General features: G+C 64.6%; 13 protein-coding genes, 1 tRNA gene and 1 pseudogene. 6 read left to right on the forward strand and 9 right to left on the reverse strand.

The genetic code is table 11. The features are described 5' to 3' along the window. Positions 1-166: 166 nt before the first annotated feature. From XI08_RS45695 to XI08_RS45705, 3 genes are all read left to right on the forward strand, one after another. Positions 167-3,277, forward strand: a complete 3,111-nt coding sequence (locus XI08_RS45695) for a bifunctional diguanylate cyclase/phosphodiesterase (protein WP_271579465.1) — start codon at positions 167-169, stop codon at positions 3,275-3,277. A 43-nt stretch (positions 3,278-3,320) separates the two neighbouring features. After that, positions 3,321-3,548: a hypothetical protein gene (locus XI08_RS45700; protein ID WP_271579466.1), complete on the forward strand. Its 228-nt coding sequence runs from the start codon at positions 3,321-3,323 to the stop codon at positions 3,546-3,548. Positions 3,549-3,561: 13 nt separating this feature from the next. Next, positions 3,562-3,638 (forward strand) — tRNA-Arg (locus XI08_RS45705). Positions 3,639-3,665: 27 nt separating this feature from the next. Here XI08_RS45705 and XI08_RS45710 read toward each other — a convergent pair. Further along, on the reverse strand, positions 3,666-3,875 hold the full coding sequence (locus tag XI08_RS45710; protein ID WP_271579467.1) for a hypothetical protein: 210 nt from the start codon (positions 3,873-3,875) through the stop codon (positions 3,666-3,668). 174 nt (positions 3,876-4,049) lie between these two features. Between XI08_RS45710 and dinB the strand changes: the two genes are divergently transcribed. Next, positions 4,050-5,150, forward strand: coding sequence for a DNA polymerase IV (gene dinB, locus XI08_RS45715; RefSeq protein WP_271579468.1), 1,101 nt, complete (start codon positions 4,050-4,052; stop codon positions 5,148-5,150). Positions 5,151-5,302: 152 nt separating this feature from the next. Here the strand turns inward: dinB and XI08_RS45720 are convergent, their stop codons facing one another. From XI08_RS45720 to XI08_RS45730, 3 genes are all read right to left on the reverse strand, one after another. Next, a complete protein-coding gene (locus tag XI08_RS45720) occupies positions 5,303-5,596 on the reverse strand; it encodes a hypothetical protein (protein ID WP_027542108.1) in 294 nt (97 codons plus the stop codon). A 206-nt stretch (positions 5,597-5,802) separates the two neighbouring features. Next, positions 5,803-6,096, reverse strand: coding sequence for a DUF1330 domain-containing protein (locus XI08_RS45725; RefSeq protein ID WP_271579469.1), 294 nt, complete (start codon positions 6,094-6,096; stop codon positions 5,803-5,805). A gap of 25 nt (positions 6,097-6,121) precedes the next feature. Beyond that, a complete protein-coding gene (locus XI08_RS45730) occupies positions 6,122-6,820 on the reverse strand; it encodes a DNA-3-methyladenine glycosylase I (protein ID WP_271579502.1) in 699 nt (232 codons plus the stop codon). 210 nt (positions 6,821-7,030) lie between these two features. Between XI08_RS45730 and XI08_RS45735 the strand changes: the two genes are divergently transcribed. After that, entirely contained in the window at positions 7,031-7,858 is an 828-nt protein-coding gene (locus XI08_RS45735; RefSeq protein WP_271579470.1) for a metallophosphoesterase family protein, read from the forward strand. Here the strand turns inward: XI08_RS45735 and XI08_RS45740 are convergent. From XI08_RS45740 to XI08_RS45760, 5 genes are all read right to left on the reverse strand, one after another. Further along, positions 7,797-8,285 (reverse strand): Crp/Fnr family transcriptional regulator, encoded by a 489-nt coding sequence (locus tag XI08_RS45740; RefSeq protein WP_027542104.1) that lies wholly within the window; start codon positions 8,283-8,285, stop codon positions 7,797-7,799. The genes XI08_RS45735 and XI08_RS45740 overlap by 62 nt on opposite strands. Positions 8,286-8,367: 82 nt before the next feature. Beyond that, the gene (locus tag XI08_RS45745; protein WP_271579471.1) at positions 8,368-8,904 is read right to left on the reverse strand and encodes a GNAT family N-acetyltransferase; all 537 of its coding nucleotides are present in this window, start codon (positions 8,902-8,904) and stop codon (positions 8,368-8,370) included. A 121-nt stretch (positions 8,905-9,025) separates the two neighbouring features. Next, the gene (locus tag XI08_RS45750) at positions 9,026-9,766 is read right to left on the reverse strand and encodes a di-trans,poly-cis-decaprenylcistransferase (protein WP_092190578.1); all 741 of its coding nucleotides are present in this window, start codon (positions 9,764-9,766) and stop codon (positions 9,026-9,028) included. Positions 9,767-9,794: 28 nt separating this feature from the next. Next, positions 9,795-10,169: a transcriptional regulator gene (locus XI08_RS45755; RefSeq protein ID WP_271579472.1), complete on the reverse strand. Its 375-nt coding sequence runs from the start codon at positions 10,167-10,169 to the stop codon at positions 9,795-9,797. Continuing rightward, complete coding sequence (locus tag XI08_RS45760) at positions 10,156-10,773, reverse strand: hypothetical protein (protein WP_027542100.1); 618 nt, start codon at positions 10,771-10,773, stop codon at positions 10,156-10,158. The genes XI08_RS45755 and XI08_RS45760 overlap by 14 nt, the downstream gene beginning before the upstream one ends. 193 nt (positions 10,774-10,966) lie before the next feature. Between XI08_RS45760 and XI08_RS45765 the strand changes: the two are divergent. After that, positions 10,967-12,209 (forward strand): annotated as a pseudogene (locus XI08_RS45765) (S1C family serine protease). Positions 12,210-12,223 lie beyond the last annotated feature (14 nt).

Consider the following 12,223-nt stretch of genomic DNA (forward strand, 5'->3'; position numbering starts at 1 on the left):
TAACGATGCAGCGCAGCGATTGTTGCGCGCATCGCGCAACCGCGGAGCGATTCCCGCCCCGCTGCATGCGGCCGGGACCGCACAACCGCATTAATGCTTAGGTAACTGGCTTTCCTAAGGTTTACGCCATTTGTGCGGTGTATTCGTGTTCCTCCAGGGAGGGGGAATGCGCCAGGTCTTTTCCACGGTAGCAGCCGGAATGTCCTTAGCCGCGAAGAACGGCTGGGCGGCCTTGGCGCGGCGTGGTCCTGTCCTGTGGCTGACCCTGTGCGGCGCGCTGCTGGTGGCAGGGATCTTCGCCGTGACCGCCATGGCCGTCGGCGAATTCCGCGAGCGAACCCTCGTCAACCGCGAGCGCGAGCTGGAAAACACGGTGCAGCTGATCGCGCGGCATTTCGATCAGCAATTCGAGGATTCCGACGTCGTCGCCGCCGATCTGATCGGGCAGATGAACCTGCCGGGGATCACCTCGCCCGCGATGTTCCGCGAGCGCATGTCCGGCTCTGCCACAAACCAGATGCTGCGCAGCAAGATCAGCTCGGTCTCCTATCTCGGCGACATCGCGATCTACGATGTCGACGGCGAACTGATCAACTGGTCGCGGGCCCAGCCGCTGCCCAAGATCAACATCTCATCGCGCGCCTACTTCCAGACGTTCAAATCCGATCCGATGGCCGAATCGGTCATCCTGGAATCCGTCCGCAGCTTCATCATCGGCAAATGGACCACGGTCGTCGCACGACGGCTGAGCCTGCCGGACGGCACGTTCGTCGGCGCGATGGTCCGGCGGATCGATCCTGACAGCTACCAGAACTATTTCGCATCGGTGGCGCTCGCCGCAGGCACTGCCATCTCGCTGTTCGATCGCGAAGGCAAGATGCTGGCGCGCTATCCGCATGTCGAGGAGCTGATCGGCAGGAGCTTCAAGACTGCGCCGCTGATGCACAAGGTGCTGACCAAGGGCGGCCAGCAAACGCTTCGCGTCAGGAGCCCGGTCGACGGCGAGGAGCGGCTCGGCTCGGCCGTGTCGCTGAAGCATTTCCCGCTGGTCATCGTTGCCACCAACACAACGGACGCGGCGCTTGCCGACTGGCGGCAGCAGACCGGCTTCATGGTCACGACCGCCGCGCTATCGGCCGCCGTGATCACGCTGATCCTCTTTCTGATCATCCGCCAGATCAACCGGCAGAACCGCGAAGCCCAGGCGCGGATCGAATCGGAGCGGCTGCGGCTCGACACGGCCTTGAACAACATGTCGCAAGGGCTGATCCTGTACGATGCCGCCGGATACATCGTCACCTGCAACCGCCAATACGCCGACATGTTCGGCCTCTCCCACGACGTCATCAAGCCCGGCTGTCACATCCGCGAGGCGATGTACCATCGCAAGGAACGTGACGCGTTTGACGGCGATGTCGAGGAATTTTGCGCCGACGTCATGAGGATCGTCGCCGAAGGCACGGTCTCCACGCGAACTCATCAGCTGGCCAACGGCCGCGCCTTCCAGGTCATCAACACGCCGCTCGCGCAGGGCGGATGGGTCGCCACGATCGAGGACATCACGGAGCGCCGCGGCCTGGAACAGGAGCGCGATCGCAACCACACCTTCCTGCGCGAGATCATCGACCATATTCCCTCGCGCATCACCGTGAAGGACGCCCGGACGCGGCGCTACCTCCTGGCCAACCACGTGGCCGAGGAACAACTCGGCGCATTCCCCGAGACGATCGTCGGCAAGACCGCGTTCGACCTTTACCCGGCGGACGCCGCCGAGATCGTCACCCGGGACGACGACAAGCTGCTGCAATCTCCGGACGGACTGTTTCTGGATGAGCACGTCTGGACTACCCCGACCACAGGACGGCGCTACATCACCTCGACCCGGATCGGCATTCGCGACAAGTCCGGCGAGCCGCGCTACATCATCAATGTCGTCGAGGACGTCACCGAGCGGCGGCGCGCCCACGAGAAGATCGCGCATATGGCGCATTACGATGCGTTGACCGACCTGCCGAACCGCACGTTGTTTCGCGAGCAGATCGAACGCGAGCTGGCGAAGGTCGCCGACGGCGGGCAGTTTGCGCTGCTCTACATCGACGTCGACGAATTCAAGGGCATCAACGATTCGCTCGGCCATCACGTCGGCGACGAGCTGTTGAAGGCGATCGCCACCCGCCTCCGCGGCTGCCTCAAGAAGAGTGATCTGATCGCGCGGCTCGGCGGCGACGAGTTCGCGGTGATCCAGACCGCCATCCAGTCCCGTGCCGACGTGCTGTCCTTCGTGACGCGGATCTACGAGGCGATCCGGCAGCCCTATCACTGCTTCGGCCACCAGCTCTCCACCGATGCCAGCATCGGCATTGCGCTGGCGCCGCAGGACGGCAACGATCTCGACCAGCTGATCAAGAACGCCGACCTCGCGATGTACGGCGCCAAGGCCGAGGGACGCCGCACCCACCGCTTCTTCGAGCCGGAAATGGACGCGTGCGCCAAGGCGCGCCTGACCATGGAGCAGGATTTGCGTCAGGCCCTGGTGAACGGCGGCTTCGAGATCCACTATCAGCCGCTGGTCGATTTGCGCTCGGGCGAGGTCTCCGGCTGCGAGGCGCTGCTGCGCTGGCGCCATCCCGAACGCGGCGGGATCTCGCCGGCGGAGTTCATTCCGATCGCCGAGGATACCGGCCTGATCAACGAGCTCGGCGACTGGGTGCTGCGCATGGCCTGCAACGAAGCCGCGACCTGGCCGTCGCATGTGCGGGTTGCGGTCAACGTCTCGCCGGTGCAGCTCAAATGCGACACGCTGGCGCTCAGGATCGCCGGCGCGCTCGCCGCCTCCGGGCTCGATCCGCGCCGGCTCGAGCTCGAGATCACCGAGGCCGTGCTGATCCGCGACGACGAGGCGGCGCTCTCGATCCTGCACCAGCTTCGCGCGATCGGCGTGCGCATCGCGCTCGACGATTTCGGCACGGGCTACTCCTCGCTGAGCTATCTGAAGCGCTTCCCGTTCGACAAGATCAAGATCGACCGCTGCTTCGTCGCCGACATCGCGGAGACGAGCGGCGCGCCGGTGATCGTGCAGGCGGTGGTGAACATCGCCGCCGCGAGCCACATGACCACGGTCGCCGAGGGCGTCGAGACCGAAGCCCAGCGCGAGCTGCTGCGCGCGCTCGGCTGCACCGAGATGCAGGGCTATCTGTTCAGCGCGCCGAAGCCGGCCAGCGAGGTGCGAAAGCTGTTCGGCCCGAGCGATGCCATGCCGGTGGCGGCGGTGGCCTGAGATGGCGAGATCCGCATCGCCGTCATGGCCTTGCGGATCGCCCATGGCGCCAAGGGAGCCGGCGATCACGCACCTCAGCGTCGGCGTCGCCAGCCACATTCCCGGCGAGGCCGACGGCACCCCCGACCCGCTGCTGGGCCTGGCCGACAAGGCGCCTTATGCGGCAAAACGGCTTGGCCGCGACAGCCTGCCGGTTCCTGGCCGCATTGCCCGCAAATCAGCCTGGCCGAACACGGCGGAAGCGGTTGCCCGCCCCTCGCCAATCGGCTAAATGAGGCCCCACTGCACCCGTAGCTCAGCTGGATAGAGCGTTGCCCTCCGAAGGCAAAGGTCACACGTTCGAATCGTGTCGGGTGCGCCAGCCTTGTGGCCGTCTTTACGCCAGCGCCTAGCTGAGCATCGAGATCATCGCCTGGATCTGATCCGAGGCGGACGTAACCAGCCCGTCGTAGGACGTCTGGCCGTGTGCGGCGGCCTTCAGGATGCATTCGGCCACAGCCGCTTTCAGACCAAAGACCGATTGATGGGCCGGTACGCTCGCCATCACGGTCTCCAGCGCTTGACGCATCGTCTGAATGAGCTCGGAGCTGTATTGCATGGGCTGTCCTCCGCGGGCTCATATTAGATCGCGTGCCCATGCTTGCCACTCACAAGCCTGAGAGTCTGCAAGCCCCTGGATGAGCTGTTTCATTCCGGAGCTTCCGACACGCGTGGCCGGGAACCAATTGCTCACGATCTCGCGCTTCTCCTTGCGCGATTGTATCATCCTTCCATGAGCGAATCCGACACGGTGACTGGCGACACTTCGCCGGTGCGCAAGATCATCCATATCGACATGGATGCGTTCTATGCGTCCGTGGAACAGCGCGACAATCCGGACCTGCGTGGCAAGCCGGTCGCGGTCGGAGGCTCCGCCGAACGCGGCGTCGTCGCGGCCGCCAGCTACGAGGCCCGCAAGTTCGGCGTTCGCTCTGCCATGCCCTCGGTGACTGCGAAGCGGCAATGCCCCGATCTGATCTTCGTCAAGCCGCGCTTCGAGGTCTACAAGGCGATCTCCAGACAGATCCGCGACATCTTTGCCGGGCACACGCCGATCATCGAGCCGTTGTCGCTCGACGAGGCCTATCTCGACGTGACGGAAAACCTGCAAGGAATCCCGCTCGCGCGCGACGTCGCGCTGCGGATCCGCGAGAAGATCAAGGCCGAGACGGGGCTCAACGCTTCGGCCGGCATCTCCTACAACAAGTTTCTGGCCAAGCTCGCCTCCGATCATCGCAAGCCCAACGGTCAGTTCGTGATCTCTCCGGAGATGGGACCCGCCTTCGTCGAAGCGCTGCCCGTCGGCAAGTTCCACGGGATTGGCCCGGCGACCAGTGCGAAGATGAATGCGCTCGGCATATTTACCGGTCGCGACATGCGTAACCAGACGCTGGAGTTCATGAACGCCAATTTCGGCAAGTCTGGCGCCTATTACTATTGGATATCACGCGGCGTCGACGAACGTCCGGTCCGGGCCAACCGGATCCGCAAATCCATCGGCGCGGAGAACACGTTCTCAACCGACCTCGACGAATTCGACGCGCTGGTGGCCGAGCTCAAGCCTCTCGTCGACAAGGTCTGGCGCCATTGCGAGGCGACCGGCAACCGCGGCCGCACCGTCACCTTGAAGATCAAATTTGCCGACTTCGAGATCATCACACGTAGCAGGTCCGCACCAACACCGGTTGCGGGCCGGGACGATCTGGAGCGGCTGGCCTGCGGCCTGCTCGAGGTCGAGATGCCGCTGCCCAAGCGCGTGCGGCTCTTAGGCGTATCGCTGTCTGCCCTCCAGGACGGGGATGATCCGGAGCCGCAGCTGACTTTCGGCATCTGAACCGGATGGACAGGGCGCTCAGCGAACGCGACCTCTTTGTCCGCGACGCGTCTCCAAACCTATCGTAGAGGCAGCAAATACGGCCATTCGCGATACGGTGACGGGATTTTTCAAACCCGCCACCAATAGAAGTGTCGATCGGCCCGCACCAATCAATGCTTCATCTGCTCGAACACCACGATCACGCCGGTCGGCTCGGGCTCGTGCGCCGTCAGGCGTGTCAGGTCTGCATCGGCCCAGTCGGCGAGGCTGACGACTTCGCCGGTCTCGCGTTCTGCACCTGGCGACGGGGTGGGCTCGAGGACCTTGAGTCCGCTTTCGTCGACGAAGAAGGTGTGCTCACCGAACATGCTGTTGAGCTGGGGCACGGCGGGATGCTCGTCGGGCAGCACCTGGGCGCCGAGTTGCGTGATGGTCTGCTTCACCTGCGCGGATGTGAGCTTCATGCGCTGCTCCGTTTCTGTCGTTTCGGGTTTCATTGATTTGGGCCAGAGCGGGCGTTCCCTGCGCCCTGGTTCGCCTGGCTCAAATTTCCGAACGGATGCTGCGCGCAAATGTTCCGGTGAAATGTATTTCGTGATCGCGCGTGGCATCTGCCGCGCTCACGGCACGGGATCGCCACACGATGTCCACGATCTGCCTGTGCGCGGCTCTAATCGGCGGCTTCGACGATCCGGATGTCGCGGTCCGCACCGTCGCCGAGCAAATCATGAGCGGCCTGATAGGCCGGGCTCGCATACGCGGCCTTGGCGCGCTCGACGCTGTCGAACTCGATGAGAACGACACGTTCCATCTGGCCGAGCTCGAAGGCCGCAGCCGGTATCCCGCGCGCGAGCACACGGCCGCCGGCCGCCTCGATCGCCGGGCGCGACAGCTTGGCATAGGCCGCCATGGCGTCGGGGTTCTTGATCGCGCGGTAGGTGGCGACCCAATAGGCTTTTGCCATTTTTGTTCTCCTTGCTCCTCGTGACCTAATGCTCGCCTCTGACCTCGCCGACCGAGAGCGCGCAGATGCGTGACAGATATGTGTAGGGCAGACCGGTCTCCTCGGCCCAGGCGTTGAACTGCGCCTGCACTTTTGCGAGATCGCCCTTCGACTTCACCTCTTCGCCGATATCGAGGCCGGCACCGCGCAGGCAGGCCACGACGTCCTTGGAGGTCACGAAACCGTCCCAGCCGACGAAGCGCAGCAGCATCTGGCCGGTGTTGCCGCCCAGCCGGCTGCCGCGCTTGGTGAGGAGATCGAGCAGGCCGATCTCGTCGGACGACGGCCACTTCGCCAGAAACTTGCCGAAACTGCCGTGCTCCTTTGCGATCGCCTGGACGAAGGCGGCGTTGTCGCGCACCGACATGATCTTGGCGCCGTTGCGCACGATGCGCACGATGCGCACATCGCGCAGCAGGCCTTCCCAATAGTCTTCCGGCTGGAAGGTCAGCTTGGCCGGCTGGAAACGCAGGAAGGCCTCTTCAAAGCCGTCCCATTTCGAATCGATCACGCTCCAGGCAAAGCCCGCGCAAAACACCCGCTTGGTCATCTCGGCGAGGATGCGGTCGTCGCCGAGCTTCGCGAGGCGCTTGAGGTCGGGCTTGTCAGGCATCAGCCTGTCCAGCGCCTTGGGGCCGCCCTTGCGCTTCTCGGCGCGGGCACGAATGGTCTTGAAGGAGGTCATGCGGACACGCGCGGTTGAGGGTGCGCCACGACAGCAGAATTCGATGGCCCGGTCCAGACCTGCGACGCCGGGCGCCTTGCATACCGCGAGACGCCGCGGCATGCTCGCCCTCATTGGATTGACGCGAAGGGGCGGCCGTGCTGGTCTGCTTCTTGCTTTTTTGCCGTTTTGGAATTCCCAGACATTTTCAATCTCGCGAACGGATTTCAAATGCGCTGCCTGGTCGTGGCTGACCTGCACTACGCGCTGCCGCAGTTCGACTGGCTGGTCAGCGCGGCGCCGCAATTCGACCTGGTGATCTTCGCCGGCGATGCGCTCGACATCGGCTCGATGGTGGACTTTCGCGCGCAGATCGTGGTGGTGAAAAAATACCTCGCGCTGCTTGCCGGAAAGACCCGCGTGATCCTCTGCTCCGGCAATCACGACCTCGACGAGCGCAGTGCGGAGGGGGAGAAGATCTCGCGCTGGATCTCGGAGGTGCGGGAGCTCGGCATTGCCTGCGACGGCGACAGCCTCACCATCGGCGACACCCTGTTCACGGTGTGCCCGTGGTGGGATGGACCACTGGTCAAGCAGCGCATCGCCGACCAGCTCCGCGATGCCGCGGCGAACCGGCCGCAGCGCTGGATCTGGGCGCATCACGCGCCGCCGGCGAATTCGCCGACGAGCTGGGGCGGCAAGCGCTTCTTCGGCGATGTCGAGGTGGTGCAGTGGATCATGCAGTATCAGCCGTCGATCATGATTTCGGGCCATGTGCACCAGTCGCCCTTCATTACCGATGGCTCGTGGTTCGACCGGCTGGGCCAGACCTGGGTCTTCAACGCGGGCCTGCAACCGGGCCGGCCGCCGACGCATATCGTGCTGGATCTCGATGCCAACAAGGCGTTCTGGCTGGCGGCGGGCGAGGCGCAGTGGATCGACCTCGACGCGCCGCTGAAGCGGCCGGCAGCCTTTGTCGAGGCACCGCCGGACTGGCTTACATTCTTGGATCAGATTGGCGATCCGAGCCTGGCGAAACCTCAAGCGGCGGCAGGTTGATCATGCTCTGAAGCACTTCGCCGACCATGGCCAGGTGCGTGCCGTGGCCGGCATATTGCCGCTTGAGATCGGCAAGATAGGTATTGGCGGCATTGAGCCGCTGCGCCAGCGTGCGCGCGAGCAGCAGCGCCACCTCCGGCTTCTGGATGAGGAATGACGCCGCGTCCTCGAACTCATAGATGACCGAATCCGAGCTGGCCCGCACCGTCGCGGTGTGCGGCAGCCCAAGCAGCACGGACATCTCGCCGAACACGGCGCCGGGCTCGGCGATGATAGCGACCACCGTGTCGCTCTTGAGCACTTCGAGCTTGCCCTCGACGAGCACGTAGAGGTGGCCGCTGCTGGTGCCACCCTCGGTGACGACCGACGTGCCGGCCTTGACCTGCCGCTCCGTTCCGCCGGTGCAATGATCCAAAACTGCGCGCATCGCCGAAAGCTCCCATCGCTGGGGATACCCGAGGGATACTAGAGCACGATCCGCGCCACGCGGCAATTCAACCTGCGTATGGCTATCGCGACAGGTGCTTGGCGAGGTGAACCGACTGCCAGTCGCCGAGCCCGGTATCCCTGAACCCGGCCTTCTTCGCCAGGCCGCGCATTTCCGCGTTGGTTCGCGCGGTCTCGCCGGCGATCATCTCGTGGCCGAGATCGATCGCGCGCGTTTCCATCGCCGTCATCATCCGGAGGCCAAGGCCCATGCGCTGGAACGCATCGGCGACCGAGATGGCAAATTCGCCGTGCCGTGCGGCCGCATCGTAGGCGTAGTGCGTTTCGCCGATGATGGTGCGCTGCCCCTCCTGCCCGAACTCGGCGAGCAGGGTGAAGTGACCCGGACGGTCGGCCTTCGCCACGCATTCGGCTGCGACCACGGCGAGGTCGGCGCGCGCACCCATGAAACGCTTGTTGCGCGATGTCGTGGACAGGCCGGTGAAATAGACCGACAGGTTCTCCACGTCGGATGCACTGGCGGTCCTGATGCAGACCGTGCCCTTCGCTTCGGCCGGTTCAACCGGCGCGACGACGGCCCCCGGAAGGTGCTGTAGCATGCGTGACGCTCTCGGCAGGTTGCGTGGACCGCAGACCTAGCCGAGACCGTGCACGCAGCGCTTGGACATCGCTGCCAATCATGCGGCTGAAAACGAACAGCTCGTTTCCCTGTGCCGCACGTCACACACGGGAGAGTGACGGCACCTCCTCGGGCATGATGGCCTGGAGGCCGCCGAAGCGTCGCTCGCGGCCGTGGAACGCGGCGAGGGCCTCGGCGAGATCGCCCGCGTCGAATTCGGGCCACATCCGCTCGGTGAAGTGCAGCTCGGCATAGGCGCCTTCCCACAGCAGGAAGTCCGACAGCCGCTTCTCGCCCGAGGTGCGGATGATGAGATCGACGTCGCGCAAACCGGCCTCGCCGGTGACGAGCTGCGAGAACGCTTCGCGGGTGAGGCTGGTCAGCGCCGCCGCCTTTGCCGCGGCGTTGAGGATGGCATCGCGCGCGGAATAATCGACGGCGATGCGCAAGTGAAGCGTGCTGCCGTGGGCGGTGGCCGCTTCGGCGCGCGCAATCGCATTGGCGATGCCGTCGGGCAGCCGGTCGCGGCGGCCGATCACGGTGAGGCGCACGCCGTTCTTCACCAGGCTCTGCACCTCATTGGCGAGATAGAAGCGCAGCAGGGTCATCAGCGCGGCGACCTCGGCCTTCGGCCTTCGCCAATTGTCGGTCGAGAACGCGTAGAGCGTCAGCGTGCCGATGCCCTGCTTCGGCGCGGCCTCGACGATGCGGCGGATCGTCTCGACGCCGGCCTCGTGGCCGCGCACGCGCGACAGACCGCGCCGCGTCGCCCATCGTCCGTTGCCGTCCATGATGATGCCGACATGAAGCTTCTCGTTGCGGGGCGCAAGTTCACTTTGCATTGCAAAGTCTCCGGTCAAAAAAGGACGATCAGGTCGAGACGATACCGAGGCGGCCGAGCGTTGGCGCCTCGCGGCCGGCGGCCTTGGCGGCGTCGCGCACCAGCCGCTCGAGCACGGCGAGGTAATCGAGGAAGCGGCGGCGGCCGGCCTTGGTCAGGCGGCAAGTGGTGTGCGGGCGATTGCCCTCATAGCCCTTGGTCACCTCGACGAGGCCGGCCTCCTGGAGCACGGCAAGATGCCGGCTGAGATTGCCGTCGGTCAGGCCGCAGAGCTGCTTGAGGTCGGCGAACGCCAGCCCCTTCGGATGCGCCATCAGCGAGGTCAGAAGCCCGAGCCTCGCCTTCTCGTGGATGACGCGGTCGAGCCCTTCATAGGAAAAAGGCGCGCTGTCAGTCTTCGACATCGTGGTCTCCGGACGCAAAATACAGAATACCCGCCATCACCGACTGGCCGATCACGAAAGGCAGGCCCATGGTCCATGGTGACAGCGTGTGGGTTTGGCTCGCGAGCACCACGACCGCGAAGCCTGAAACGAAATACCAGGCGCCGGCGAGCGCGACGGTGCGCGGCAGCGAGCGGACGGAGGCGAAGATGCCGAGCGACACCAGGATCTGCCACAGACCCGGCAGCAGCCACAGAGTCTCACTCGCGAACTTCCACATCACCACCGCAAGCAGCACGCCGGCAACGCCTGCGGGGAGGAACTGCTCGACCGCCTGGTGGATCATGGCGTCGGCAAGGCCGGAATGATGGCGGCGTGAACGCGCGCGCATCTCGATCCCGATCACCAGGACGGAGAGCACGGCGGCGACGAACCAGCCGAAGAAGAAGCCGAGCGGCTCGCCGGTGGGGTCACCGAGCAGCCAGAATTGCAGGATCGCCGTGATCAGCGCGACGGCGCCGGTCGCGGCCATGGTCGCCGGTCCGTAGCCACGGAACGCCGTGCCGGCCGCAATCTGACTGCGGATCGCCACGATGTCGGCCAGTGCCTTGTCGAGATCGCGCATCGGCAACGCCAGAACCTCGCTCCACCCACGCTTGTCGGACGCGTTACTTTGTATTGCAAAGTATATCGCATTACAAAGTAAGCGCAAGCCCGAAGGCTGACCCGAGGAAACACGATCCGGCCGAACAACTGCCGGTTGCGTCAATGGGGACTGGCCGGATAAGATGGGTCAATGGCGTTCCGGGGGCGTGGAGATGTTCAAGTCGACTGTTGTTGCGTGCGTGCTACAGACGATCCTGGCCGGGGTGGCACATGCGGCGGGGCCTTTCGGCGCGATCCGCGTCGGCAACTGGACCGGCGGCGCCTATTCCAATGATTCGACCGGCGCATTCTCACACTGCGCTGCAAGCACACCTTACGCCAACGGCGTCACCTTGCTTGTTGGCCAGGATGCAAACAGCTCGTGGCTGGTCGGCTGCCAATCCGGCATTTCGCTTCAAGAAGGGCGAGAACCTCACGATCGACGTAACCTTCGACGGCCAGGCCGAGGCGAGACTCTTCGCAACGGCACTTTCCGAGGTCATGGTCTCGGCAGTTCTGCCCACCAACGTCGCCCGCGCGCTCCAGAAGGCGAGCCTGATGGTGGCGGTGGCGAGAGGTACGCCCTTTCAGTTCAGCCTGACGTCAACTGCGCCTTTGGTGGCCGCGATTACCAATTGCGTAACCAAAGTCAAAGCCGACGGCCTGGATAAGGCCGGCGATTTTACAAAGATTGCCGCCAAGCCGCAGGCCGCGCCGGACAAGCAGGCATCACCGGCAACCGGCGGCAAATCTGCTCGAACGAAGAGCGGCACCGGCTTCGTGGTCAGCGCGAACGGCCACATCGTCACCAACAACCATGTGATCGACGGCTGCGTCGGCGACATCAAGGGCAACCTCACCGGCGAGGCCTCGATGGCGCTGCGCGTGGTGTCCAGCGATGCGAACAACGATCTCGCCTTGTTGCAGGCGCCGTCGACGGCAGCTTTCAAGGACTTTGCCCGTATCCGCGACCGCTCGATCCGCTCCGGCGATTCCGTCATCGCGATCGGCTTTCCTTACCATGGAATGCTGACCTCGGACCTCACCGTGACGACCGGTATCGTGAGCTCGCTCAGCGGCTTGCGCAACGACACGCGCTTCCTGCAGATCAGTGCGCCAGTGCAGCCCGGCAACAGCGGGGGCCCGCTGTTCGACGCCACCGGGCAGATCGTGGGCGTCGTCACCGGAAAGGTCGACGCGCTCCGCATCGCCGTAGCGACCGGCAACATTCCCGAGAACATCAACTTCGCCATCAAGACCGGCGTGCTGCGCGACTTCCTCGACAATTCCGTGGTGCCCTACCAGACCGCCGAGCCGAAGAGCGAGCTCAAGACCACCGACATCGCCGGCAACGCGCGGCCCTACACGATGCTGATCTCGTGCAACGGGACGGAGCAGGCGGACGCGAAGCGGTGAGGCCGTTGGGCATC

The organism is Bradyrhizobium sp. CCBAU 11361 (assembly GCF_028128935.1).
Taxonomy (GTDB): Bacteria; Pseudomonadota; Alphaproteobacteria; order Rhizobiales; family Xanthobacteraceae; genus Bradyrhizobium; species Bradyrhizobium niftali.

Bases quoted from the DNA above. Each gene is read 5' to 3' on its own strand.
- XI08_RS45695 (WP_271579465.1), top strand. From the start codon at position 167: ATGCGCCAGGTCTTTTCCACGGTAGCAGCCGGAATGTCCTTAGCCGCG.
- XI08_RS45730 (WP_271579502.1), bottom strand. From the start codon at position 6,820: ATGACCTCCTTCAAGACCATTCGTGCCCGCGCCGAGAAGCGCAAGGGC.
- XI08_RS45725 (WP_271579469.1), bottom strand. From the start codon at position 6,096: ATGGCAAAAGCCTATTGGGTCGCCACCTACCGCGCGATCAAGAACCCC.
- XI08_RS45710 (WP_271579467.1), bottom strand. From the start codon at position 3,875: ATGCAATACAGCTCCGAGCTCATTCAGACGATGCGTCAAGCGCTGGAG.
- XI08_RS45750 (WP_092190578.1), bottom strand. From the start codon at position 9,766: ATGCAAAGTGAACTTGCGCCCCGCAACGAGAAGCTTCATGTCGGCATC.
- XI08_RS45735 (WP_271579470.1), top strand. From the start codon at position 7,031: ATGCGCTGCCTGGTCGTGGCTGACCTGCACTACGCGCTGCCGCAGTTC.
- XI08_RS45700 (WP_271579466.1), top strand. From the start codon at position 3,321: ATGGCGCCAAGGGAGCCGGCGATCACGCACCTCAGCGTCGGCGTCGCC.
- XI08_RS45720 (WP_027542108.1), bottom strand. From the start codon at position 5,596: ATGAAGCTCACATCCGCGCAGGTGAAGCAGACCATCACGCAACTCGGC.
- XI08_RS45740 (WP_027542104.1), bottom strand. From the start codon at position 8,285: ATGCGCGCAGTTTTGGATCATTGCACCGGCGGAACGGAGCGGCAGGTC.
- XI08_RS45760 (WP_027542100.1), bottom strand. From the start codon at position 10,773: ATGCGCGATCTCGACAAGGCACTGGCCGACATCGTGGCGATCCGCAGT.
- XI08_RS45745 (WP_271579471.1), bottom strand. From the start codon at position 8,904: ATGCTACAGCACCTTCCGGGGGCCGTCGTCGCGCCGGTTGAACCGGCC.
- dinB (WP_271579468.1), top strand. From the start codon at position 4,050: ATGAGCGAATCCGACACGGTGACTGGCGACACTTCGCCGGTGCGCAAG.
- XI08_RS45755 (WP_271579472.1), bottom strand. From the start codon at position 10,169: ATGTCGAAGACTGACAGCGCGCCTTTTTCCTATGAAGGGCTCGACCGC.